Raw genomic sequence first — 24,119 nt, 5'->3', positions numbered from 1 at the left:
CCCCTCCCCCTCCCCGAGGCCCCTCCCCCTCGGGCTCCGGCACGCGCGGACCGTCTGTCCCCTCGTTTCGCGCGTGCCGGCACTTTTCAGGATATCATGCGACCGCTTCACCGCCTTGCCCTGCCGATCATGCTCCCCCTCGCCCTGTTGTCGGCGGGCGTGGCGGCATTGGCGCAGACGGCAACAGGCGGACGCGTCGAGAATACGGCGACGCTGTCGTTCCGCGCCGCGACCGGCGAAACCGCTACGGTCCGCTCGAACACCGTCACCCTGCCCTTTTCGCGCTCCAAGCGCCCGACACGCATCAGCTTCCGCCTTGCCCCTCCCGGTCGCGAACTGACCGGCGCGCGCTGCGACCTGACGCCGTCCCCGCAATACACCCCCGCCCCGATCGACGAAGCGATGCTGGCGTCCGCCCCGCCCCTCGCCGCGTTTGACCTGTCGCAGCCGATGATCTTCGTGCTCGACGCCCCCGGCGCCAATCGCGATCCCGCCGTCCGCGACACCGCCAACATCGGCATCTCCACGCCCAGCTACAAAGGCGAGATCCCGATACTGGAAACCGCCCCCGACAGCGGTGTCTTCGCCGGCGGCGTTCCGCAGGTCGGCACGCAAGCCGAGCTGAAGCCGTGCGAAGCGATCCTGAAACGCGGAGAGCGGCTGAGCTTCAGCTATACCGAGGATAATTTCAGCTTTTCGTCGACCAACTCGCTGCTGATCGATCCCGCCGGCTACGTCTTCGATTCGCGCGACGGCACGCTGGTGGACGGCGCGATCGTCAGCCTGGTCGATGCCAACGGTGCCCCCGCCACCGTCTTCGGCGTCGACGGCATCAGCCGCTATCCGTCCACCGTCGTCAGCGGCCAAGAGGTGACCGACGCCAGCGGTCGCGTCTACGTCGCCGACAAGGGTCGTTACTGGTTCCCGCTGACCCTGCCCGGCACCTATACGATCCGAATCCAGCCGCCGGGCGACTATACCGCGCCCTCCGTCGTCCCGCGCGAGGATCTGGCGAAGCTGACCGGCAGCAACGGCGCATACATCATCAACGATGCGTCGTTCGGCCTGCCCTTCGTGCTGGAGACGCCCGACCCTTTCCTGACCGATATCCCGCTCGACCGGCCGGGATCGAACAGCCTGTTGCTGACCAAGACCGCCTCCGTCCGCGACGCGTCGCCGGGTGATTTCGTCCAGTACCGCCTGCAACTGTCGAACCGCGGCGACGCGCCCGCCCGTGCGCTGAAGGTCACCGACACCCTGCCGACCGGCCTGCGGTACGAGCGGGGATCGACCCGCGGCGCGGCGGAGCCCGACGTCGCCAGCGACGGCCGCACCTTGTCGTTCACGATCCCCGACGTCGGCGTCGGCGGCAGCGTCGACGTGCGCTATGTCGTGTCGATCGCCCCCGGTGCGCCGGTCGGCGAGGCGCTGAACCGTGCCCGCGTCGCCGGCAGCGGCGTGACCAGCAACGAGGCCGCCGCCTCCGTCCGCCTGCGCGCGCTGCTGTTCAGCGACGCGATGACGCTGATCGGCCGCGTCACCGAGGGTGCGTGCGGCGATCCGGTCGAAAAGCGCAAGGGCGTGCCCGGAATCCGTCTGATGATGGAAGACGGCACCTTCACCGTCACCGACAAGGACGGGTTGTACCATGTCGAAGGCCTGCGCGCGGGCCGCCATGTCGTGCAACTGGACGAGAACAGCCTGCCCGCGACGCACCGCGCCGTGGCCTGCGACGCCGATACGCGCGCGGCCGGTTCCGCCATCTCGCGCTTCGTCGAGGGCGTGGGCGGCACGCTGAAGCGCGTCGATTTCCAGCTGGAGCCGACCGGCCGCACCGCCGCCGCCAGCGATGCGTTGCCCGTCGCCGTCGCCGACGATGCCGCCGCCGCGGGCAACCGCGACTGGATCAGCGGACAGACGCCCGGCACCGACTGGCTGTTTCCGGCCGCCGATCACAACCCCCGCGACCCCGCGCTTCGCGTCGTCATCAAGCATGCCCCGTCCGAACGGATCGCGCTGAGCGTCGACGGTACGCCGGTCGAGGCGCTGACCTATGACGGCTCCGATACGGCTCCAGATGGCGGTGTCGCGGTGTCGAAGTGGACGGGCGTGCCACTGCATGCAGGCAACAACCTGCTGACCGCCCGCGTCCTCGACGCCGGGGGCAAGACCGTGACCACGCTGGAGCGCACCGTGCATTATGCCGGCGCCGGCGTCCGTGCGACGTTCGATGCCGCCAAGAGCCGGCTGGTCGCGGACGGCCTGACCCGCCCGCTGATCGCCGTGCGCGTCGTCGACAAGGACAATCGCCCGGTGCGCGCCGGCACGCCGGTGCCCTTCCGCCTCAACCAGCCGTACCGCGCCGCGGTCGAAGCCGCGCTGGAGCAGCGCCGCCAGCTTGCCGGGCGCGAGAAAACCGAGACGCTCGTCAATGTCGTCGGCGACGACGGCTATGCCTTCATCGCGCTGGAGCCGACGACGCAGGCAGGTGCGGTCCACGCGACCGTGTTGCTGACCGAAGACAAGACCGTGCGGTCGAGCGACATCCGCGCCTGGCTGTCGGGTGCCGCCAAGCAGTGGTCGGTGGTCGGCTTCGGCGCGGGCACGATCGGCTACGACACGCTGAAGAGCCGGTCGACCGCGCTGCCTCGCTCGGAGCGCAACAAGCTCGTCACCGACGGTCAGCTCGCCGTTTATGCCAAGGGCCGGATCAAGGGTCAGTGGCTGCTGACGATGGCCTATGACAGCGACCGTGCCTATGATCCGCAGCGCGGCCTGCTCGGCGTGATCGATCCCGATCGCTACTACACCGTCTATGGCGACGGCAGCGTGCAGGGCTACGACGCGCCGACCCGCCGCAAGCTGTACCTGCGCCTGGAGCGGCGTGAGCTGTACGCGCTGTTCGGCGATTTCGAGACCGGCTTCACCGATACGCAGCTGACCCGCTACAGCCGCACGCTGAACGGCGTGAAGGCCGCCTACGAAGGCCGCACGATCCGCGCGACCGGCTTCGCCGCGAAGACCGACACGCTGTATGCGCGCGACGAGATCCAGGGCAACGGCCTGTCCGGCCCGTATCGCCTGTCGACGCGCCGCATCGTGCCGAACAGCGACAAGCTGCGCATCGAGACGCGCGACCGCTTCCGGTCGGAGCTGATCCTCGACGTGCGCCAGCTGACGCGCCACATCGATTACGACATCGACACGGCGGCGGGCACCGTCCGCTTCCGCAACCCGATCCTGAGCCGCGACGGCAACCAGAATCCGGTGTTCATCGTCGCCGATTACGAGGTCGAGGGTGGCCGGACGAGCAAGCTCGCCGCCGCCGCGCGCGTCGCCGCCCGCGTCGGTCGGGTCGAAATCGGCACCAGCATGATCCGCGACGAGACGATCGCCAAGTCGACCGTGATCGGCGCCGACCTGAAGGCGAAGCTCGGCGTCACCGAACTGCGCGCCGAACTGGCCGCAGGCGGACGCGGCGGCATCGGCGCCGGCACCGCCTATCTGGTCGAGGCGGACACGCACACCGGCGGCATCGACGTGCTCGCCTATGCGCGGCAGCAGGATGCGATGTTCGGCGTCGGCCAGCAGAATCTGGTCGAGGCGGGCACGCGCAAGCTGGGCGTCGACGGCCGCCTGAAGCTGAGCGATCGCCTGTCGGTCACCGGCACCGCCTGGTACCAGACGCAACTGGTCGGCCCGGGCGAGCGGATCGCCGCCGATGCGCGCGTCGAGTACCGCCGCAACACCGGCACGCTGTATGCCGGTACCCAAATCGCGTCCGACCGCGGCCTCGACGGGCGCGACCGCGACAGCCGGCTGTTGACGCTGGGTGGCACGCAGGCGCTGTTCGGCGACAAGCTGACGCTGGGCGCGGAGACGCAGATCGCACCGGGCGGCGACAAGGCGAGCACCGACTTCCCGGAGCGCACGCGCGTCACCGCCGGCTATCGCATCACGCCTGGCATCCGCCTGATCGGCGGGTACGAGATCGCCTCGGGCCGGGATTTCGTCGCGCACACCGCGCAGGCCGGTTTTGACCTGACTCCTTGGAGCGGTGCGAAGCTGTCGAGCACGCTGAACCAGCAGGCGGCGGGCGAGAATGGCAGCCGCACCTTCGCGCAATATGGCCTCAGCCAGTCGGTGCCGATCGGCACGCGCTGGACGATCGACGCGACCATCGATGCGGCGAACACCGTGAAGGGCAACATCTCGCCCCTCGCCGCGGTCAACGCGTTCCAGCCGGCGGCGTCGGGCGGCTTCCTGTCGCAGACGCAGACCAACGGCGACTATGCCGCGCTGACGCTGGGCACGACCTATCGCGGTCCGCGCTGGTCGTGGAACGGCCGCGCCGAATATCGCGATGCCGATACCGAGCAGCGGCTCGGCTTCACCAGCAACCTGCTGCGCGCGCTCGGCGAGGGACAGACGCTGGCGTCGTCGGTCCGCGCGTATCGCGTGCGGGACGAGGCGGGGCGGATCGCGGCGACGGCCTCTGCGGATATCGCGCTGGCGCTGCGCCCGCTCGACAGCCGCTGGTCGGTGCTGGAGCGGCTGGAGCTGCGTCACGAGCGGGCGGATAGCGGCTTCTCCGCCGCCAACGCGCTGGGGGTGCCCGCGTATGGCGGCGGCGACCAGATCACCGATCGCATCGTCAACAATCTGGCGCTGAACTATCGCACCGGACCGGAGGGGCTGTCGCACGGGACGGAAGCCACGCTCTATTACGGTGCGAAGTATGTCCGCGGCCGGTTCGCCGACGACGTGTACGACGGCTTCATCGACGTCGCCGGCTTCGAACTGCGCCACGACGTGGCCAAGCGCTTCGACATCGGCGTGCAGGGTTCGGTCAGCCACGCCTGGGACCGCGGCGTGTGGTCGTGGAGCGGCGGCCCTTCGGTCGGCGTCACCCCCGGCGGGAATGTGTGGGTCAGCGCCGGCTACAACATCGGCGGCTATCGCGACCGCGATTTCTCCGCCGACCGGTACACGCGAAAGGGGCCATATGTGACGATGCGCGTGAAGTTCGATCAATGGTCGCTGAAGTCGGTGGCGGGCCGACTCTTCGGGCAGCGGCCATGATCCGGGTCCGCTTCCTGACCGCGGCGATGCTGCTCCCGATCCTGACGGCGACGGCGCCGTTGACGATCGTGAAAACCAGCGCGGTCGCGGACGACAGGATCAGCACGCTCAATCCCAAGGCGCTGCCGGGGGCGCTGGTCGATTACAGCATCCTCGTCACCAACCCGCTGGGCACGTTCAGTGCGGGCAACACCGGCGCCGTGGTGACGGGCGAACAGTTCACCGATCCGATCCCGGTCAACATGTGCCTGGTGGTGACCAACTATCCGGGCGCGACCGCCCCCGTCGAACTGGCGGACGGCGTGGCGGCGGGCGCGCTGATCGGCAGTGGGCTGACGCTGCCGTACACCTCGCTTGCCAGCCTCACCGACGGAATCGAATTCTACGACGGCACGACCTGGAACTATGTTCCCGTACCCGACGCGAACGGGTGCGATGTGAAGGTGAAGCAGATCAGGATGAAGCTGAATGGAAACCATTTTACCGGCGGTACCTTCCGCCTCCGCTTCCGCACGCGAGTAAACTGATGCCCCCCCTCCCCCGCAACTGTAGCGATCATGGCAGCGACGTCACCGTCGTCGCCAAAATCTTCGTCACGCACAACGAAGCCAAGGCGGAGGCGTTGATCGCGACGCTGATCGCGGAGGCGCTGGAGCGCTGGTTGCTCGACGACGCGACCTTCTGGCAGCGGGTCCGGTACCGGACCCGGCAGCTTCGCGCGCAGGCGAGGCCGCGCGGGACGATGGGGGAGCCACGGTTTTGCTGAAGGACTATGATCTGCGGGACGACGGACTGGCCGCCGCGGGGGTGGCCGACCGGCGGCGACCGGGCAAACGCCACCGCGCCGTATTGTTGATCGGGCGCGCGACCTATGCGGGAACAGAGGTCGCGTGCCTGATCCACGACATCTCGGCGGGCGGGATGATGGCGCGGTTCGCGGTGCCGCCGGTGGTGGGAGACCGGATGACGATCGCGATGCGGGGCCTGGACATGGTGGAGGCGACCGTGCGCTGGGTGCGGGACCGCAAGGCCGGGCTGGAGTTCGCGATGCCGCAACCGGTGGAGCGGGTGTTCCAACCGGTCGACGAGGCCGGGCTGATCGCGCGCGCCCCCCGGTTCGCGCTGGTCCGGCCGGCGCTGCTCCGGTTCGGGGACAAGCGGCTGGCGGCACGGACGATCGACGTGTCGGCGGGCGGCGCGAAGATCGCAACACCGTGGCCGATGCGGGTCGGCGACACGGGACAGTTGCTGCTGCCCGACACGGGATCGTCGCTCTACGGGCGCATGTGCTGGGTGCGGCCGAGCGATGCGGCGGGCGAGGCCGGGGTGCGATGCGGTTTCCGCTTCGTCACGCCACTGTCGCTGGAGGCGCTGGCGCACATCCTGGCGGGCTGATCGTCTTATGGCGTGATCCCCGGCGGGGGGAATGCTCTATTCAGGGGATGTCTGGTGCGGTCGAGAAGACTCGAACTTCCACGTCCTTTCGGACACAACGACCTCAACGTTGCGCGTCTACCAATTCCGCCACGACCGCACGTGAACTCCGCCGGGTAACCGGCAGCTGGCAGGCCGCGGCCACTAGCAAGCGGTGCGGGGGACCGCAACGGGAATCGTCAGCGGCGTTGCGATCCTCGTCGCAGGGGGAGGCTTACTCTTGTCCCCTCCCCTTTAGGGGAGGAGCCGGGGGTGGGGCGGTGCCGCATGCTCATCGCGCGTGGAGAGGCCCCACCTCAACCCGTCCCCTCATGGGGAGGGGCTATATGCCTATGCTCCGCCGTCGCCGGCGAACGTCAGTTCCAGTTGTTTCGAATTGGAGGGCACGTCGAGTTTGGCGGAATTGAAGTCCAGCGTCGTTCCCGGTGCCAGCGTCCGGCGTTCGGGCGTGATCGTCCAGCTGTATACCAGCCGCCCCTGCGCATCGCGAAGTTCGGCGCGGATGTCGGGTACCCGCTGCCGCTCCGACGAGGGATTGATGACCTGACCGCTGACCGCGAACAGTTCCGACCCGTTCTCCAGCTCGCGCCGCTCGATCGGATTGTCGCGCAGCCGCAGCGGGCTTTCAGCCGGACCGATGCTCAGCCCCAGTTGCTGCGCCAGTCCGGGCGCGCCGACCCACAGGATCGCGGCCGCGCCGACCAGCATCAACAATCCGGCCAGTACCGCGAGCAACGTCCAGAACCGGGCGGGCTTGCGCCGCGGCTTGAACGGGGCCTGATGCGCGAAGGCATCGTAATCCTCCGCCTGCTGCTCCACCGCAGGACCGGCATAAACGGGTTCGGCGAAGGCGGGCTCCGGCTGCATCGGGTCCGAATAGCTGGGGTCGGCGAAGACCGGCGGCTCCTCGGGCTGCGGCGGTTCGGCCCGCACCGGTTCGGCCTCGGCGGCGAGAGGCGTGAGCGGCTCCGGCGGCAGGTCTACCGGCGTCGGTTCCTGAAACCAGCTATGCCGGCAATTGGCGCAGCGGACGGTCCGCCCCTCCACCCCGATGGCGCTGTCGGGCACCAGATAACGTGTTCGGCACTCTGGACATTCGAGGATCATGCTACGCCCCAGCACGCCGACGAAGCGCGGCCGTCATGAATGTGCCACGCCCGCGCCGCGGCTGGCAAGCGCGAAGCGGTGCGCCTCCGCACCGGCTGCCAAGCGCGAAGCGGCGCGCCTCCGCGCCGGCTCCCAAGCTTGAAGCGGCGCGCCGCACGTGCCAAGCACTGGGCGGCCATGACGACGATCGTGCAATTCGAGAATGTCGGCTTGCGTTATGGCACCGGCGCGGAGACGCTGACCGATATCAGCTTCAGCCTGCAGGCCGGGTCCTTCTATTTCCTGAGCGGGGCGAGCGGCGCGGGCAAGACGTCGCTCCTGAAGCTGCTGTACCTCGCGCAACGCCCCAGCCGCGGCGTGATCCGCCTGTTCGGCGAGGATGCGGTGGTGCTGCCGCGCGAACGATTGCCGGGTTTCCGCCGCCGTATCGGCGTGGTGTTCCAGGATTTCCGCCTCGTTCCGCATCTGTCGACCTGGGACAATATCGCGCTGCCTCTGCGCGTCGCCGGCATCGCCGATGCGGAGATCGAGCGGCCGGTGCGCGAGATGCTCGCCTGGGTCGGGCTGGCCGAGCGCGCCGACGCGAAGCCGGCCACGCTGTCCGGTGGCGAGCAACAGCGCGTGGCGATCGCGCGCGCGGTCATCACCCGGCCGGAGATGCTGGTCGCGGACGAGCCGACCGGCAACGTCGACCCGGATATGGCGGACCGGCTGATCCATTTGTTTGGATCGCTCAACGCGATCGGCACCACCGTGGTGGTCGCGACCCACGATCTGCACCTCGTGTCGCGCATCCCGACCGCGCAAATGATGCGGCTGGATCACGGCCGCCTGCTCGATCCCACCGGTGCGCTGCGCTATCCGCCGCCGCGAGGCGAGCCGTGACGCTCTTTGCGGCCCGCCGCCGCCCCGACACGACGCGCCTGCTCGACGAAGCCGGCGGCGTGCGCGCCATGACGTGGGTCATGGCGATCATGGTGTTCCTGACCGTGCTCGCCGCCGCACTCGGCCTCGGCACTGCGAGTGCGGGACGGCTGCTCGACCGGCAACTGGCGGGACGGTTGACCGTGCAGGTCGTCGAGGGCGAAGCAGCGCGTCGCGACGCCGCCGCTGCACGCGTCCTGGCGGTGTTGCGGACGATGCCGGAGGTGGCGCAGGCGACCCCCGTAGATCGCGCCGAGCTGACGCGGTTGCTGCGCCCCTGGCTGGGCAGCGACGCCGCTGATGCGGGCCTGCCGGTGCCGGCGATGATCGATGTCGATCTCGCCGCGAACGAAGACGGTGCCGCCGAGGATCGGGCAGCCGACCGCGTCGTCGCGCGCGTCACCGCGGCGAGCAAGGCCGCGCGCGTCGACCGGCACGCGCGCTGGATGTCGCCGGTCAGTGGCCTGATGCGCTCCGTCACCTGGCTGGCGGCGGGGGTCGTGCTGCTGATGGCGGGGGCGACGGCGGCGGTCGTGGTGCTGGCGGCGCGCGCGGGATTGGAGGCGCACCGCGCCACGATCGAGGTCATGCACATGCTCGGCTCGACCGACGTGCAGGTCGCTCGGCTGTTCCAGCGGCGCATCGCGCTCGACACCGGCATCGGCGGGATCGTCGGGACCGTCGTGGCGCTCGGCGTCATCGCGCTGATCGGCGGACAACTCGCGGCACTGGGGTCGGAACTGATCGGCGGCGTCACGCTGGGACCGGCGGACTGGGTGCTGCTCGCGATCCTGCCGCTGGGCTTCGTCGCGCTGGCGATGGCCGCCGCTCGCTTCGCCGTGACCCGTGCACTCAGGCGTACGCTGTGATCCGGCTGCTGGGGTTCCTGGGTCTGGTGTGGGCGCTGGGTTTCGCCGTGTTCATGGTCTCCTTGCCGCAACCGCTGGAGGGGACGACCACCGATGGCATCGTCGTGCCGACCGGCGGGGCCGGACGCATCGATCGCGGATTGGAATTGCTGCGCAGCAAACAGGCGAAGCGGATGCTGGTGACGGGAGTCGGCTCCGGGGTGAGGCCTGCCGATCTCGCGCGGACCTATCCGGGATCGACGCGTCTGTTCGCATGCTGCGTCGATCTCGGCACCGATGCCGTCGATACGCGCTCGAACGGCGAGGAGACGGCGCAGTGGGTTCGCGCGCACAATTACCGCACCGTGCGCCTCGTCACGTCAGACTGGCATTTGGCACGGGCGGGAATGGAATTGCGCGCGTCGATGGGCAAGGGCGTGCTGGTGCTGGGCGACGGCGTGCCGAGCAGCCCGCGGCTGGGTACGCTGGTCAACGAATACAACAAGCTGATCCTGCGCCGGGTCGCCATCTGGTTGGGAAGATCATGATCGTCCGGTTGCGTAATATCCTGTTCGCCTTGGTCTTCTGGACAGGATCGGTGCCGATCGTGCTGTTCGCGCCGGTCGGGGCGCTGTTCGGACGCCGCGTACTGCGCGTCTACGTGCGCGGCTGGGTGAAATATCACGTCTGGTGCGCGCGCATATTCCTGGGGATCACCGTGCGTGTCGAGGGGCCGAAGCCGACCGGACAGGTCCTGTACGTCGCCAAGCACCAGTCGATGTTCGACGCGATCATCGCGCCCGACCTGTTTCAGGCGCCCGTCATCGTGCTGAAACGCGAGTTGGCCGACATCCCCGTCTGGGGCTGGGCCGCCAAACGGTACGGCGCAATCGCTGTCGACCGCGAAGCGTCGGGCGTCGCGCTGCGCCGGATGCTGCGCGAAGCCGCCGCAGCACGAACCGCCGGCCGGTCGGTGCTGATCTTCCCGGAAGGGACTCGGGTCGCCGCTGGCGAGCAGCCACCGTTGCGGCCGGGCTTCGCGGGCCTGTACCGGTCGCTGAACCTGCCGATGGTGAGCATTGCCAACGACAGCGGCCGGCTCTGGCCCCGCAAAGGGTTGAAGCTGCCGGGTGTCGTGACGTTTCGATACGGCGAACCGGTCCCGCCCGGCCTGCCCCGCGACGAGGCGGAGGCGCAGGCGCACGCCGGGATCAACGTGCTGGATACGGCGGCCGATTGATCGCTCGCCGGGGCAACCGCCTCAACTGAAATGCAGCCGCCGGTATCGCCCGCGGAAGTACAGCAAAGGATCGCGGCGCGGTTCGAAGCGGACGCGCTGGACGTGACCGACCAGGATCACATGATCGCCCGCCTCGTGCCACGCGAACTTGGTGCAGTCGAAGCTGGCGAGCGAGTGCTCGATGATCGGCGCGCCTGTGTCCCACGTCTCCCACGGCGTCGCGGCGAAGCGGTCTTCGTGGCGGCTGGCGAAGCGGCCGGATACGGTCTGCTGCCCGGTGTGCAGTACGTTCACCGCAAACCCCTTCGCCGCGGCAAACGCCGGCAAAGACTGAACGGTGTTCGCGAGGCAGACGAGCAGCAACGGCGGGTCGAGCGACACGGCGGTGAAGCTGTTGGCGGTCAGCCCGACCGGCTTGCCCTCCACGTCGATCGTCGTGACCACCGTCACGCCCGTCCCGAAGCACCCGAGCGCATCGCGCAGCGTCCGCGGGTCGCTGCCCGCGCGATATTCCGGCACCGCGCGCGGCGCCGCCTGTTCGAGGAATTCGAGCAACAGCGCGTTGAACGCGTCGGCGCGATCGGCCGCAACCAACGGTCCACCTTCGGAAATGGCGGCTTTGCGTGCCCCCGCGATGTCGTGGCAGGGGCCGTCGATCACCAGCGTCGGCACCTTGATCCGGGTCGCCGCCGCATCGAGGCGCGTCCGCATCGGGGCGTCGCCCTCGTCTTCGTCGAGCAGGACCAGCCCGGTCGCGAGGTGCTCGCCCCCCTCCCCCAGCGTCGCCAGCGCGACCTGCGCACCGAGGCCGGAGCCGACCACGACCGGTCGCGACCCGAGCGTCTCCAGCACGCCGCGAACATCCGCGACGTGCGCGTCGAGATCCGCCGCGCCCTCGCTCGCCGCACGGCTTTCGCCGTGGCCGCGCAGGTCGAGCGCGATGACGTAGCGGCCAGCTTCGGCCAGCGCCGTCACCGCCTCCGCCCACATCGCCCGGCTTTGCCCTTCGCCGTGGAGCATCAGCACCGCCGGTGCGTCGGCGTCGCCCAGCGCCACGGCGACCAGCGACGCACCGGCTGGAACGGCGTCATATCCGCGGGGAGCGATCGTCATGCCGACGCCATGCGACAGCGCTTCGCGGCGCGCAACCCGGCTGCCGACCCGCCCCCCTTACTGAGAGAGCCGTCCGTCCTCTCCGGCGGCGGGATCATAGGCGAACAGGATGTCGGGATCGGGCCGCGGCAGGTCGTCGACGATCGCGGCCGGTGCGACCTGATGCAGGATATGGGCGATGATCGCACGGCGCGCGGCCTTCTTGTCGTCGGCACGGACGCAGTACCACGGCGCGATCGCGCTGTGCGTGCGCGCCAGCATCGTGTCGCGAGCGGCCGAGTACGCCTTCCACTTCTTCTGTGCGACGGCATCCATGTCCGACACCTTCAGCGCCTTGAGCGGATCGGTGCGGCGCGCGTCCAGTCGCTTCTTCTGTTCCTTCTTTGTAATATCCAGCCAGATCTTCACCAGCTTGATGCCACTTTCGACCAACATTCGCTCGAAATCTGGCGCGTCGCGAAGGAACTCCGCCTGTTCCGCCTTGCTGGAAAAGTCCATCACCACTTCGACGCCGGCACGGTTGTACCAGGAGCGATTGAAGATCACGAGTTCCCCGGCCGCCGGCAGATGTGCGACATAGCGTTGCAGATACCACTGCGTCCGCTCCCGGTCCGAGGGCTTGGGCAGCGCCACGACGCGAGTCGCGCGCGGGGACAAATGCTCGATGATCCGTTTGATTGTGCCGTCCTTGCCGGCTCCGTCGCGCCCCTCCAGCACCACGACGACGCGCTCACCGGACGCTGCCATCGCAGTCTGCAGATGCACAAGTCCCAATTGCAGTCGTTCCAGGCGGCCCTCCACATCGTTCCGATCATCGTTCATCGCGATACCTTTGAAAACAGCTTTTGAAACGCAGCGTTCGTGTTTCGCACACTCACGTGTTTACGTGCATTTGAGTCAACTATGTTGTATACGATGTTGGTCTGGGTGTTGACGCACTGTTGCGCATCGCTACGTACACTCGGACCAAAGGAGTAACTGATGTCCCCCGACACCACTGATACCAATGCCGTTGAATTGGCAACCGAGCTGACGATTGCTTGGCTCGGCAACCCCAACACTCGCACCTCCGCCGATGAAGTTCCTTCCTTCCTGGGCAAGATGCACGATACGGTCTCCGCGCTGCTGAACGCCGGCAGCCAGCCCGCTCCGACGGCCGAAACGTCGACCGAGTATGTACCAGCGGTCAGCGCGCGCAAGTCGCTCGCGTCCAAGGATCACATTATCTCGTTGATCGACGGGAAGCCGTACAAGACGTTGCGCCGCCATCTGGCGACCAACGGCCTGACCCCGGTCGAGTATCGCGAGCGTTATGGCCTGAAGCCCGACTATCCGATGGTCGCCGAGAACTACTCGGAAAGCCGTCGCGCGATGGCGAAGAAGATCGGTCTGGGCCGCAAGCCGGGCACCAAGGTCGAGAACCAGGGCGCGAACCGTCGTCGCAAGGCGACCGAGGCGCAGGCGGCGGAATAAGCCTCTGCCGACGCAAGGAAAAAGGGGCGGTCCGCTCGGCCGCCCCTTTTTCTTTGCCTACTGACCGAACACGCCGCTTCGATAGAGCAGGGTGATCGCGACGCGCCGGTTGCGCGGGTCGCTGGGGTCCTTGACGATCATCGGCTCGCGGTCGGCGACGCCCTCGATGCGTTCGAACCGGTTTTCCGGAATACCGCCGAGCGCCAGACGCCGCCGCGTCGCTTCCGCCCGGCCGGTCGCCAGCATCCAGTTGTTCATCGCGCGCGGATCGCCGTACGGCACGCTGTCGGTATGCCCGCGGATCATGATCGGGTTGGCGGTGCTGCGGATCGATTCCGAGATCATGCCGATCAACTCCGCCGCACGCGGGTCGAGCGCGGTCGTCCCCATCGCGAACATCGAATAATCGGCGTCGTCGACCAGATCGATGCGTAATCCCTCGTCGGTCCGCACGAACTTCACATGGCTCGCGAGCTTGGCGAGGTCCGCGGACTGTGCCATCTTCTGCATCACCTGCCGCTTCATCTGCTCGAAAGTCTTGATATCCTCCGCACGGCTGGCCGGCGTGCTGCGCAGCGAACCCTTCTTCCCCATGCCCACTTCGGGGCCGGCCTGGACCGACGCGGACGGGATACCCATCGACGCGATCGCCGCCGCCGCCGCTTTCGGGCCGGTCTTGTTGTTCGACATCATCGATTCGCCGCCCAGCGGTCCCGAGCCGCCGATGCCGAGCTTCTTCGAATCCATCAGCGTCGGCGCGAAGTAATCGGCCAATCCCTTGCGCTGCTTCTCGGTCGTCGCTCCAAGCAACCACAGCAAAAGAAAGAACGCCATCATCGCGGTCACGAAATCGGCATAGGCGACCTTCCACGCACCGCCGTGATGGCCGCCGTGACCCTCGATGTAGATCTTCTTGACGATCACCTTCGGCGGGACGTTGTGCCCGTGGGGAGCTGCCTTCGCCATCGTTTACTTGCCCCGGAGGCCGTCGAACACTTCGGCGAAGCCGGGCTGGTTCTTGTGCTTGATGCCGGAACGCGCCGCTTCAATCACCAGCGGCTGCGGATGGCCGTGGAGCGAGGCGATGATGATCTGCTTGACGACGTCGTAGATCGCGGCATCGGCGTCGATGACCTGCTTCAGGCGACCAGCGAGCGGCGACACGACGCCGTACGCCAGCAACACGCCCATGAAGGTACCGACCAGCGCCGAGCCGATCATGCCGCCCAGCACCGACGGCGGCTTGTCGATCGAACCCATCGTCTTCACGATGCCGAGCACCGCCGCGACGATGCCCAGCGCGGGCAGCGAATCGGCGAGGCTGGACAGCGTCGTATGCGGTCCCTCCACCTCATGGTGGTGGGTCTTGATCGAGTGGTCCATCACCTCTTCGACCGCATGCACGTCCAGCGTCCCCGACGACACCACGACCAGGCGCAGCGTATCGGCGATCAGGTTGATGAGCGTGTGGTCCTTCAGCAGCTTCGGGTATTCGGCGAAGACGGCGGAAGACTTGGGGTCCTCGACATGCGGCTCGACCGCGATCGGGCCCTCCATGCGCAGCATCTTCATCAGCTTCGACACCAGAAAGATGACGTCGAGATAATCCTGCTTCTTGTACTTCGGTCCCTTGAAGACCTTGCCCAGTCCGCCGCCCATCGCCTTCAGTTCGGCGCCCGAGTTGCCGATGATGAGCGCGCCGGCGGCCGCGCCGCCGATGATGAGCATTTCGTGCGGGATCGCGTGCATGACGGGGCCGAGCGCACCGCCGGTGAACGCGAAGCCTCCGAACACCATCGCGATCAGGACGACTATGCCGATGGTTGGGAACATTGTGGGGGCTGCCTCCGGTGGCCGGCATCGCCGGCGTTACCCCACCCGATTAGCGCAAAGTCGTCGCCATTCGGTTACCGGCCTAGTAACTCAGCGTAGATAATCGAACAATGACAGCTGCGACAGCTTGCTGAAGCTCTGCTGCGTCGCCTGCAACGCCGTCATCAGCTGCTGCATTTCGATATACGCCGCCGGAACGTCGGTATCCTCCAGCTTCGAGCGGAGTTCGCTGCGGTCCGTGCCAGTCGTCGTCTGCAACGACTGCTGAAGCTCGACGCGGGCAGACCGCGCGCCGACCGACGCCTGCACGACATCGACCCGGTCGCCGGCGACCTGAATCTCGTCGAGCGCGGCGCGTGCCGATGTTCCGTTGGGGTCGCCCGCGGTCAGCGCCTTGGCCAGCGTGTCGAGCATGTTCAGCGTGTCGCCGGTCGCGCCCTTGAAGATGCGGCTCGCGCTTTCGGTGGCCTGCACCGACTGGTTGTCGGCGATCGGCACTTCGGACACGTTGGTCGTCGCGTACTGGAAGACGCCGTCCGTATCGCGGGTGACCGCCAGCGTGCCGTCGGGCGTCCCGAACAGCGGCTGGCCGCGGACGTTGCGGGTGTTGGCCAGGCCGACGATCGCGTCGACGATCGACGCCAGTTCGGTGCCGATGATCCGGCGCGACTCGACCGTTTCCGTGCCGTTCGCGGCCTTGGTCACCAGTTCGCGGGCGCGCTGGATCTGCGTGCCGATCTGGCCGAGCACGCCGTCCGCCTGATCGAGCAGCGATCCCGCCAGCGTCATGTTCTTGCCGTAGACTTGCGCATCCTGGTCCTTGCGCGCGATCTCCGCCAGCTGCTGCGACACGGCGGGGTCCTGCGATGGCGCCTGCACCTTCTTGCCGGTCGCGATCTCCGTCTGCAGCTGCGTCGCGCGCGCCGTCATCGCGGAGATGCGCTTAGCATTCAGGTCGTAGAAGGATGCGGTCGATATCTGCATGGCGATCACCGGATATCCAGGATGGTTTGCAGCGTGTCGCGGGCGACCTGGATCACCCGGCTGGAGGCCGAATAGGCCTGTTGGAAGCGCATCAGCTCGACCGCCTCGCTGTCCATGTTCACGCCCGTCACGCTGGTCAGCGCGCTGACCGCGCCGTCGCGGATCGCGGTCTGCGCAGCGACGATCGTGTTCTTCTGATCGAGCGCGCTGGCGTTGTCGGTCGTGATCTGAGTCAGCTGACCTTCCCAACCGCTGTCCGTGCGCAGTTTCTGAAGGTCGGCGAGATTGCTGGCGTCGCGCTTGCCGAGGCCGCCCTTCGCCGCCGCGATCTTCGCGCCGCTGTCGAAGTTCAGCGAAATCTCCGTGGGCTTGGTGCCCACCTTGAACATCTCCACGCCGGTCGTGCCGGTCTGGTCCTCGCCCGCGAGCTGCGTCGTGTTGACCTTGTCGACCAGATCTTTGGCGACGTTGTTCAGGTTCGTGCGCGATGCGGCGGATTTCTGGGCACCGTCGACGATGCCCGCCAATTCGCCGCCGTTCAGCGACACGGTCAGGCGGTCGAAGCCGTTGACGACGGACAGGCCGACCGAACCGTCGGTGTTGCGCGAATAGGCGAGACCATTGACCGTGTTCTTCTCCACGAACGCGGTACCCTGTGAACCACCCAGCTTCACGCTGGCGCGACCGAGCGCGTCGAGCGTGACGCCGACATCCGCCAGCGTGCTCATCTGGTCGAGGATCTGGTCGCGCTGGTCCGCCAGCTGCGCCGCCGCCGCGCTGTCGGGCGGGGTCCGGCCGAGGCCTTCGTTGATCTGCACCAGCGACGTGGCGAGCGAGTTCAGCTGCGTCGTCGCCTGATTGCCGGCGGTGTCGAGATCGGCGTCGATCTGGTCGAACGCCTGCCCGGTCGCGGTGAACGCGATCGCCGCGGAGCCACCCGCGTTCAGCATCGTAGTGCGCAGCGCACCCGAATCGGGCTCGGCCGCCAGACCGGTCGCGGCGTTGAAGAAGCTGGTGACGCGACTGGCGAGTTGGTTGCCCGTCATCGCCTTCTCGATCCGGTCGAGCCACTGCGCGCCAGACGCCGAGCGGGCGAGGTCGGCGCCCGAGGACCGGACCGCCAGTTGCGCGTAGCCGTCGCCCGCACGGACGATGCCCGTCATCAGCACGCCGTTCGCGGCGCTGCGATCAACCGCGCCGACCCCGGCGCTGATCTCCGTCATCCGCACGCTGCGACGCGTGTAGCCGGCCGATCCGACATTGGCGATATTCTCGCCAGTGACGGTCAGCGCGCTCTGGTACGCACGGACGCCGGATGCGCCGATCGAGAGAAGATCGCTCATGACCGGCCGTTATCCGGGGGGCTGATTAAGATCTGGTTGAGAGCGCGACAGAAACTCCGTCATCGCCTTGCCGATGCCGAGCGGCGTGTGCTGCGCCATGTCCTTGACGGTCAGCTGATCCTGCATGTCGCGAAAGGTGTCGCTCGCCTTCGAATCGAACAGTGGGTCGGCCAGTTTTGCCTGGCGCATCGATTTCAGCATCATGCCGGTGAACACTGATTCGAATTTGTCACCGGCCTCTTTCAGATTGGCCTTGCTCGTCACCCGGCTCGAGTCGACCGAGATGCCGGTGGTCGGCGCCGCCGTCGCGGACGCAATGGACGGGATGTCGGTCACAGGACGATCAACTCCGCCTTCAGCGCGCCCGCTTCCTTCAGCGCTTCGAGGATCGCGACGAGGTCGGCGGGCGATGCGCCGATCGCGTTCACCGCCTTGACGACATCGGCCAGCTTCGGACCGGGCGTCAGCAGGAACATCGGCTTCTTCTCTTCGTCGACCGAGACGTTGGAACGTTGCTCGACCGCGGTCTGGCCGTTCGACAGCGGCGCCGGCTGGCTGATCCGCTGATTCTCGTCGATGCGCACGGTCAACTTGCCGTGCGTCACCGCCGCCGCCCCAACCCGCACCGCGGAACTGATGACGACGGTGCCGGTACGCGCATTGACGATGACCTTGGCAGGAGGTTCGGCGGAGACGACATCGAGATTCTCGATCGCCGACATCAGCGTTGCGCGCGGCTCCGCGCCCATCGGCGCGCGCACCTGCACCGACACCGCATCGATCGCCTGCGCGACGCCGGCGCCGAGGCGACCGTTGATCGCGGCGGCGACGTTCTGTGCCGTCGTGAAATCGGCGCGCTGAAGATTGAAGGTCAGATTCGGCGCGCTGTCGAACCCGGTCGCGACTGCGCGCTCGACCGTCGCACCTTCCGGAATACGGCCGGTCGAGGGGACGTTGACGACGATCTTCGATCCGTCCGCGCCTTCCGCGCCAAGACCGCCAACCGCCAGGTTGCCCTGCGCCATTGCGTAGATCTGGCCGTCCGCGCCCATGAGCGGCATCATGATGAGGCTGCCGCCGCGCAGCGACTTGGCGCGGCCCATCGATGCGACGGTGATGTCGATCCGCTGACCGGGCTTCGCAAAGGGCGGAAGGTCGGCGGTGACCATCACCACCGCGGCGTTCTTCATCGCCGGGTTGACGGTCGGCGGCAATTGCAGCCCGAAGCGCGAGGTCGCCGCCTTCAGCGACTGCACCGTATATTCGAGGTTGTCGTCCCCCGTGCCCGGCAGACCGACGACGACGCCGTAGCCGGTGAGCTGGTTCGAACGGATGCCCTGGAACCCGCCCAGATCCTTGATGCGATCGGCGCTCGCGGGAGCGATCCCCGCGGAAGCGGCGATCAGGATCGTGAGCGCGAGGAGGAGATGACGGATCATGGCCACCGTCTTGCCAGCAAGATGGTTACCGAATCGTTCACGTTTTCCGCCGTGCAGCAGCGAAGGCATCAGAACGGGCTCACCACCGAGAAGAAGCGCGACAGCCACCCCTGACGGCTGGCGCGCGCGACGTCGCCCTTGCCGGTATAGGAGATCTGCGCATCGGCGACGCGGGTCGAGGGAACGCGGTTGTCGAGATCGACATCGGCAAAGCGGACGATGCCCTTGATGCGGACATATTCGTCGCCGCGGTTCAGCGTGACGCGCTTCTGCCCCTGCACCATCATCGTGCCGTTCGGATAGACTTCAGCCACCGTGACGCTGACTTCGCCCGACAGCGAATTGGCCTGATCGGCAGACCCGCCGCCCTTGAAATTGCGATTGCCGCTGGCGGACGCGTCGGTCGGCGAGAACAGGTTGAGCAGGCCCGATGCCGGCGGCGTGATGCTGGCCCCGCCAGACGAGTCGAGCTTGGAATTAGCCGTCTTCGACGCGGCGGTGCGCTCGACCAGCACGATCGTCAGCGGATCGCCGACCCGGCGCGCGCGCCAGCCCTCGTACAAGGCGGCATAACCGCTCGACACCTGGAAGATCGCGCCGTTGGCAGGCGCGGCAACCGGAACCGGCAGAGGCAGCGGCGCAGGGCGGACCGCGGTGAAGTCCTCGACCGGCTTCTTTTTGCCGAACAGCCCGGCATGCGCGGGCGACGGAGCGGCGGCGGCGAGCACCAGCAGGCCCGACGCCGCGGCAAGCGCGACCTCGATCCACTGGAGCCGGACGGTGCGATGGGCGGATGTCACGATGCGACGCCTCACAGGTTCTGGTTGACGTATTTGAGCATGTCGTCGGTCGCGGAGATCATCTTCGAATTGACCTCGTAGGCGCGCTGCGTCTCGATCATGTCGACCAGTTCCTCGACGACGTTGACGTTCGATGCCTCCAGCATCCCCTGCCGCACGCGACCGCGGCCGTCCTGACCGCCGATGCCGAGATTGGCCGCGCCGCTCGCCGCCGTCTCAATCATGTAATTGTCGCCGGTCGATTGCAGGCCGGCGGCATTCGGGAAGCCCGCGACCTGGATCTGGCCGAGCTGCGACGCCTCCGCCTGACCCGGGATCGTTGCGGACACGGTGCCGTCGTTGCCGATCGTGATCGTCGTGGCGTTGGCCGGAATGGTGATGCCGGGCATCACCTGATAGCCTTCGCTGGTGATGATCTGCCCCTCCGGCGAGCGCGAGAAATTGCCGGCGCGCGTATAGCCCAGGCCACCGCCCGGTAACTGCACCTGGAAGTACCCGTCGCCGTCGATCGCCATGTCGAGGCTGTTGGTCGTCTGCTGCATCGACCCCTGCGTCTCGATCCGCGCGGTGCCCTGCACCTTCACGCCGGTGCCGAGGTTCAGGCCGGTCGCGTAGCGCGTCTCGCCGGTCGATTGCGCGCCGGGCGCGGTCACGACCTGATAGGACAGCGTCTCGAACGAAGCGCGATCGCGCTTGAACCCCGTCGTGTTGACGTTGGCGAGGTTGTTCGAGATGACCCGCATGCGCGTATCCTGAGCGTCGAGCCCGGTACGTGCGATGTGCATGGCGGCGTAGGTCATGCGATTTCTCCCTTAAGACGGCAGGCGCATCAGCGATGCACCGCTTTCATCCATGTCCTTGGCGGACTTCATCATGTTGGCGGACACTTCGTAGGCGCGCTGGTTCTCGATCATGTCGATCAGCGCCTGCGTCATGTTGACGTTGCTGCCTTCCAGTGCCCCGCCCTCCACCTTGGCGTCGAGATCGGCCGGCAGGGTGCCGCCGCCGCGCACGCGCAGCAGGTTGTCGAGACCCTTGACGGTGTCGGTGCCCTTGGTCGACGCCAGCTTCAGCCGGTCGACGATCTGGGGCGTGCCCGTCGCATCGCCCTGCGCCACGATCGAGATCGTGCCGTCGCCGCCGATCGTCACCGAATTGGCCGGCGGCAAGGTGATCGGGCCGGACTGGCCCATCACCAGAAAGCCGTCGCCGGTCTGGAGTACGCCCGACGGCGCGATCGTCAGGTCGCCACGACGGGTATAGGCTTCCGATCCGTCCGACGCCTGCACCGCCATCCACGAGTCGCCGGCCATCGCCACGTCGAGCGCACGGCCGGTGCGGCTGATGACGCCCGGCGAGCGATCGGCGTCGGTCACCTCCTCCGACGTCGGCGCACGCGCCTCGATCTGGGTGCCGCCGCCCTTCAGCTCGATGCGATCGAACACGACGCGGTCGGCGCGGAAGCCGGTGGTCGAGACGTTCGCCATATTGTTGGCGATCGCCGCCTGCGACGACATATGCGCCCGAAGCGCCGTCGCCGCGGTATAGACGAGCTTGTCCATCCTGTACCTCCGCGCCCCGCGTCAGATCAGCTGCGGATGTTGAAGATGGTCTGCGAAACCTGGCTGGCGGTATCCAGCGCCTTGGCGTTCGCCTGGAAATTGCGCTGTGCCGCGATCAGGTTGACCAGTTCCTCGGTGATGTCGACGTTCGAACCCTCGATCGTGCCCGACATCAGCTTGCCGAAGCCGTCCGCACTCGCCGAACCCAGCGACGCCTCACCGGACACGCCGGTCGCTTCCCAATAGGCGGTACCGATCTGGCGCAGGCCGGTGGGGGTCGAGAACTTCGCCAGCGCGACCTTGCCGAGCGGCACGATGTCGCCGTTCGAGAAGCTGGCGCGGATCAGGCCCGAGTCGGTCACCGTGACGCCGGCGAGCTGGCCGACCGCGATGCCGTCCTGCTTCTTGGTGCCGACCGAGAAGGCGCTCGACAGCTGCGTCGAACCCGAGAGGTTCAGCGACACCGTCTGCGATGCGGCGCCCGACGTCGGAACGAACGCATTGAACGTCACGGCGGCGGTCGGCGTCTTCAACGCGCCCTTGTCGTCGAACACCATCGTCACCTTGTCGACTGCGGGGCTGCCCGTCGTCATGCGCTGGTCGCCGATGAAGGTATAGACGTCCCACTCACCCGTCGTCGCCTCGACCGGCGGCTGCGCGGCCGGATCGGCGGCGGTACCCTCCTTGGTGCGGACGTAATAGCTGGTCATCGTCTGCGGATTGCCGTTCGCGTCGTACACGCGGGTCGCGACCGAGTTGTTGTAGGTCGACGTATCGGCGCGATCGAACTGGTAGTTCGCGGTGTTGCCCTTCAGCGTCGAGGTGGACGACACCTGCACCGGATACGACACGACGCCGGTCGCCTTGGGCGTACCGCTGGTCTGCTGGATCTGCAGGTTGGTCAGGCCGTCATTGCCGGTCGCGGTGACGTTGCCGTCGCTGTCGACCGGGTACACCATCAGATAGCTGCCCTGCGCATCGACGACGTTGTTGTTCGAATCGACCGAGAAGCTGCCGTTGCGCGTATAGTTGACGGAGTCGCTGGTGCCGGTCGACTTCATGATGAAGAAGCCTTCGCCGACCAGCGCCAGATCGAGCGCGTTCGACGTCGTCTGGAGGTTGCCCTCCTTGAATTGCTGCGTGTTGCCCTTCACGACCACGCCGGAACCGACCATCTTGCGCGGATCGGTCGACACGCTCGACGCGATGACGTCGGCGAATTCGGTGCGGCTCCTCTTGAAACCGGTCGTCGCGACGTTCGCCAGATTGTGGCTGATCGTCGCCATGTCGGTCTGCGACGCCTGGAGGCCGGAAAGCGCGGTGTAGAAGGACATTGGGTAGCTCCTGCGTGAAAGGGGTCAGGCGATCGGGGGCGGATCGCGCGGGGAAATCAGGCGATCGAGCGGATCGCGGAGGTCGGCACCTGGCCGAGGCCGGTGATGTTGAGCGTGGGTTCGCCGCCGGCGGGCACGGACACGGACTGGACCGGTGCCCAGACCAGACCGCGCGCGGTGACGGTGGTGCCGCCGTTCGCGGCATCTACCGTGACCTTGTACGGGCCGCCTTCGATCGCGTTGCCGGCGTCGTCCTTGCCGTTCCAGTCGTAGGTGGTGCTGCCCGCGGGCTGCGCGCCGAGTTGCAGCGTCTTGACGACACTGCCGTTGGCGTCGGCTATCGTCACGAGAACGTCGGTCGCCGGCTTGTCCAGTTCGACCGCGCCGGTGATACCGCCCGATTGACGCTCGTAGGCGGTATCGCCTTGGGTCAGCACGGTCTTGCCCACGAAGCTCATCGCGTCGGTCGCGCTGGTCGAGCCGAGCTTGGTCGAGATCGCCTTCATCGTCGCGTTCATCTCGCTGATGCCCGCAACCGACGAGAACTGCGCCATCTGCGCGACCATCTGCGTGTTGTCGACGGGGCTGAACGGGTCCTGGTTGTTCAGCTGCGCCGTCATCAGCTTGAGGAAATCCGTCTGGTCGAGCGATGATTTGGTGCCCGCAGTCGACACCTTCGACGCCATCTTGGCGGAATAGGCGTCGATGCCAGGCTGGATCGCATAATTGGTGTCGAGGGCCATGATATCAGCGTCCCAGCTTGAGGGTGTCGATGATGAGGCTCTTGGCCGTGTTCATCACCTCGATGTTGTTCTGGTAGCCACGCGCGGTCTCCATCATGTCGACCAGCTCGCGGGTTTCGTCGACGGCGGCGTCGAACACGTTGCCGTCCTTGTCCGCCATCGGGTTGGACGGATCGTAGCGTTGCGTCGGCGCTTCGCCGGCGGTGACGACCTTCTCGACATCCACCGTGGACATGCCGCTGGCGGCGTCGAAACTGGTGCGGAACACCGGCTTCATGGTCTTGTAGGCCGCCTCCGCCGTCGATGCTGAGTTGCCGGCATTGGCGAGGTTGGACGCGGTGGTGTTCATCCGCACCAGCTGCGCGCTCATGGCGCGGCCGGCGACCTGGAAGATGGAGAGCGGGCCGTTTCCGTTGACCTGCGACATCATTCGCCCTTCAGCGCGCGGGTGATCTGGCCGATGCGACCATTCAGGAACGACAGCGTCGTCTGATACTGGACCGCGTTCTCGGCGAAGGCCGTCTGCTCGTTGTTGAGCTCGACAGTGTTGCCGTCCATCGAGGTCTGCGTCGGCACGCGGTATTGGGTCGCGGCGTCGATGCCGCGATCGTTGCTGCCCTCGGCGGACTTCAGCGCCGCCTGGAAATCGATGTCGCGCGCCTTGAAGCCCGGCGTCGACGCATTCGCGATGTTCGATGCGAGTACGCCCATGCGCTTGGCACGCACCTCCAGCGCCGCACCGTGCACCCCGAAAAGACTGTCGCCTGCCATCATGGCCTCCGTCACGCCCCGATGGCGCAACCGACCATAAGCAACCGCCGTGCCAGTTTTCGGAAAACGCTTGTGGCGGCGTGATTTGC

The 24,119-nt window shown here is 67.3% G+C and carries 25 protein-coding genes and 1 tRNA gene; 9 read left to right on the top strand and 17 right to left on the bottom strand.

Translation table 11 applies throughout. The features are described from left to right. The first annotated feature begins 96 nt into the window (after positions 1-96). From ILT43_RS17440 to ILT43_RS17425, 4 genes are read left to right on the top strand one after another with little or no spacing between them, the layout of a single operon-like run. On the top strand, positions 97-5,082 hold the full coding sequence (locus tag ILT43_RS17440; protein WP_204200263.1) for a DUF11 domain-containing protein: 4,986 nt from the start codon (positions 97-99) through the stop codon (positions 5,080-5,082). Continuing rightward, positions 5,079-5,609 carry a hypothetical protein gene (locus ILT43_RS17435; RefSeq protein ID WP_204200262.1) on the top strand — a complete coding sequence of 177 codons (531 nt, stop codon included), beginning with the start codon at positions 5,079-5,081 and terminating at the stop codon, positions 5,607-5,609. The genes ILT43_RS17440 and ILT43_RS17435 overlap by 4 nt, the downstream gene beginning before the upstream one ends. Beyond that, positions 5,609-5,848, top strand: a complete 240-nt coding sequence (locus ILT43_RS17430) for a hypothetical protein (RefSeq protein ID WP_204200261.1) — start codon at positions 5,609-5,611, stop codon at positions 5,846-5,848. Before ILT43_RS17435 ends, ILT43_RS17430 begins: the two co-directional genes overlap by 1 nt. After that, positions 5,842-6,477 carry a PilZ domain-containing protein gene (locus ILT43_RS17425; RefSeq protein WP_204200260.1) on the top strand — a complete coding sequence of 212 codons (636 nt, stop codon included), beginning with the start codon at positions 5,842-5,844 and terminating at the stop codon, positions 6,475-6,477. The genes ILT43_RS17430 and ILT43_RS17425 overlap by 7 nt, the downstream gene beginning before the upstream one ends. Before the next feature lie 52 nt (positions 6,478-6,529). Here ILT43_RS17425 and ILT43_RS17420 read toward each other — a convergent pair. Beyond that, positions 6,530-6,616, bottom strand: a tRNA-Leu gene (locus ILT43_RS17420). A 230-nt stretch (positions 6,617-6,846) separates the two neighbouring features. Continuing rightward, a complete protein-coding gene (locus ILT43_RS17415; protein WP_204200259.1) occupies positions 6,847-7,584 on the bottom strand; it encodes an MJ0042-type zinc finger domain-containing protein in 738 nt (245 codons plus the stop codon). A 216-nt stretch (positions 7,585-7,800) separates the two neighbouring features. Here ILT43_RS17415 and ftsE point away from each other — a divergent pair, with 216 nt between their 5' ends. The 4 genes from ftsE to ILT43_RS17395 are packed head-to-tail and all read left to right on the top strand — an operon-like array spanning position 7,801 to position 10,635. Further along, positions 7,801-8,508, top strand: coding sequence for a cell division ATP-binding protein FtsE (gene ftsE / locus ILT43_RS17410; protein WP_204200258.1), 708 nt, complete (start codon positions 7,801-7,803; stop codon positions 8,506-8,508). Beyond that, positions 8,505-9,416, top strand: a complete 912-nt coding sequence (locus ILT43_RS17405) for an FtsX-like permease family protein (protein WP_204200257.1) — start codon at positions 8,505-8,507, stop codon at positions 9,414-9,416. The genes ftsE and ILT43_RS17405 overlap by 4 nt, the downstream gene beginning before the upstream one ends. A 53-nt stretch (positions 9,417-9,469) precedes the next feature. Continuing rightward, entirely contained in the window at positions 9,470-9,943 is a 474-nt protein-coding gene (locus ILT43_RS17400; RefSeq protein ID WP_239475016.1) for a YdcF family protein, read from the top strand. Further along, positions 9,940-10,635, top strand: a complete 696-nt coding sequence (locus tag ILT43_RS17395; protein WP_204200255.1) for a lysophospholipid acyltransferase family protein — start codon at positions 9,940-9,942, stop codon at positions 10,633-10,635. The genes ILT43_RS17400 and ILT43_RS17395 overlap by 4 nt, the downstream gene beginning before the upstream one ends. Before the next feature lie 21 nt (positions 10,636-10,656). Here the strand turns inward: ILT43_RS17395 and ILT43_RS17390 are convergent, their stop codons facing one another. Together ILT43_RS17390 and ppk2 are read right to left on the bottom strand one after the other, a co-directional pair. Further along, positions 10,657-11,748, bottom strand: coding sequence for an alpha/beta fold hydrolase (locus ILT43_RS17390; RefSeq protein WP_204200254.1), 1,092 nt, complete (start codon positions 11,746-11,748; stop codon positions 10,657-10,659). Positions 11,749-11,805: 57 nt separating this feature from the next. Beyond that, on the bottom strand, positions 11,806-12,570 hold the full coding sequence (ppk2, locus tag ILT43_RS17385) for a polyphosphate kinase 2 (RefSeq protein ID WP_204200253.1): 765 nt from the start codon (positions 12,568-12,570) through the stop codon (positions 11,806-11,808). Positions 12,571-12,729: 159 nt separating this feature from the next. Between ppk2 and ILT43_RS17380 the strand changes: the two genes are divergently transcribed. After that, positions 12,730-13,221 carry a Ros/MucR family transcriptional regulator gene (locus tag ILT43_RS17380; protein ID WP_204200252.1) on the top strand — a complete coding sequence of 164 codons (492 nt, stop codon included), beginning with the start codon at positions 12,730-12,732 and terminating at the stop codon, positions 13,219-13,221. Between the two features lie 57 nt (positions 13,222-13,278). Here the strand turns inward: ILT43_RS17380 and ILT43_RS17375 are convergent, their stop codons facing one another. The 13 genes from ILT43_RS17375 to ILT43_RS17315 form a co-directional block, all read right to left on the bottom strand. Beyond that, on the bottom strand, positions 13,279-14,187 hold the full coding sequence (locus ILT43_RS17375; protein ID WP_204200251.1) for a flagellar motor protein MotB: 909 nt from the start codon (positions 14,185-14,187) through the stop codon (positions 13,279-13,281). Positions 14,188-14,190: 3 nt separating this feature from the next. Then, positions 14,191-15,054 (bottom strand): flagellar motor stator protein MotA, encoded by an 864-nt coding sequence (gene motA / locus ILT43_RS17370; RefSeq protein ID WP_204200250.1) that lies wholly within the window; start codon positions 15,052-15,054, stop codon positions 14,191-14,193. Positions 15,055-15,144: 90 nt separating this feature from the next. Next, a complete protein-coding gene (locus tag ILT43_RS17365) occupies positions 15,145-16,038 on the bottom strand; it encodes a flagellin N-terminal helical domain-containing protein (RefSeq protein ID WP_204200249.1) in 894 nt (297 codons plus the stop codon). Between the two features lie 5 nt (positions 16,039-16,043). Then, positions 16,044-17,381 carry a flagellar hook-associated protein FlgK gene (gene flgK / locus ILT43_RS17360; protein ID WP_204200248.1) on the bottom strand — a complete coding sequence of 446 codons (1,338 nt, stop codon included), beginning with the start codon at positions 17,379-17,381 and terminating at the stop codon, positions 16,044-16,046. Positions 17,382-17,390: 9 nt separating this feature from the next. Continuing rightward, complete coding sequence (locus ILT43_RS17355) at positions 17,391-17,717, bottom strand: rod-binding protein (RefSeq protein ID WP_204200247.1); 327 nt, start codon at positions 17,715-17,717, stop codon at positions 17,391-17,393. Continuing rightward, positions 17,714-18,820 (bottom strand): flagellar basal body P-ring protein FlgI, encoded by a 1,107-nt coding sequence (locus ILT43_RS17350; protein ID WP_211534586.1) that lies wholly within the window; start codon positions 18,818-18,820, stop codon positions 17,714-17,716. The genes ILT43_RS17355 and ILT43_RS17350 overlap by 4 nt, the downstream gene beginning before the upstream one ends. A gap of 68 nt (positions 18,821-18,888) precedes the next feature. Next, the gene (locus ILT43_RS17345; RefSeq protein WP_343283981.1) at positions 18,889-19,584 is read right to left on the bottom strand and encodes a flagellar basal body L-ring protein FlgH; all 696 of its coding nucleotides are present in this window, start codon (positions 19,582-19,584) and stop codon (positions 18,889-18,891) included. Positions 19,585-19,631: 47 nt separating this feature from the next. Continuing rightward, the gene (gene flgG, locus ILT43_RS17340; protein WP_204200244.1) at positions 19,632-20,420 is read right to left on the bottom strand and encodes a flagellar basal-body rod protein FlgG; all 789 of its coding nucleotides are present in this window, start codon (positions 20,418-20,420) and stop codon (positions 19,632-19,634) included. Between the two features lie 12 nt (positions 20,421-20,432). Continuing rightward, complete coding sequence (locus ILT43_RS17335) at positions 20,433-21,182, bottom strand: flagellar basal body rod protein FlgF (protein ID WP_204200243.1); 750 nt, start codon at positions 21,180-21,182, stop codon at positions 20,433-20,435. A 26-nt stretch (positions 21,183-21,208) separates the two neighbouring features. Then, positions 21,209-22,516 (bottom strand): flagellar hook protein FlgE, encoded by a 1,308-nt coding sequence (locus ILT43_RS17330; RefSeq protein ID WP_204200242.1) that lies wholly within the window; start codon positions 22,514-22,516, stop codon positions 21,209-21,211. Between the two features lie 56 nt (positions 22,517-22,572). Continuing rightward, a complete protein-coding gene (locus tag ILT43_RS17325) occupies positions 22,573-23,259 on the bottom strand; it encodes a flagellar hook assembly protein FlgD (protein ID WP_204200241.1) in 687 nt (228 codons plus the stop codon). A 4-nt stretch (positions 23,260-23,263) separates the two neighbouring features. After that, positions 23,264-23,689, bottom strand: coding sequence for a flagellar basal body rod protein FlgC (gene flgC, locus ILT43_RS17320; protein WP_204200240.1), 426 nt, complete (start codon positions 23,687-23,689; stop codon positions 23,264-23,266). Continuing rightward, on the bottom strand, positions 23,686-24,033 hold the full coding sequence (locus tag ILT43_RS17315; RefSeq protein WP_204200239.1) for a flagellar basal body rod protein FlgB: 348 nt from the start codon (positions 24,031-24,033) through the stop codon (positions 23,686-23,688). Before ILT43_RS17315 ends, flgC begins: the two co-directional genes overlap by 4 nt. Positions 24,034-24,119 lie beyond the last annotated feature (86 nt).

The sequence above is a fragment of the Sphingomonas longa genome (assembly GCF_016892685.1).
In the GTDB taxonomy this organism is placed as follows: domain Bacteria; phylum Pseudomonadota; class Alphaproteobacteria; order Sphingomonadales; family Sphingomonadaceae; genus Sphingomonas; species Sphingomonas longa.
The sequence above is the reverse complement of the archived record's forward strand: the minus strand, read 5'-3'. Positions and strand labels throughout refer to the sequence as shown.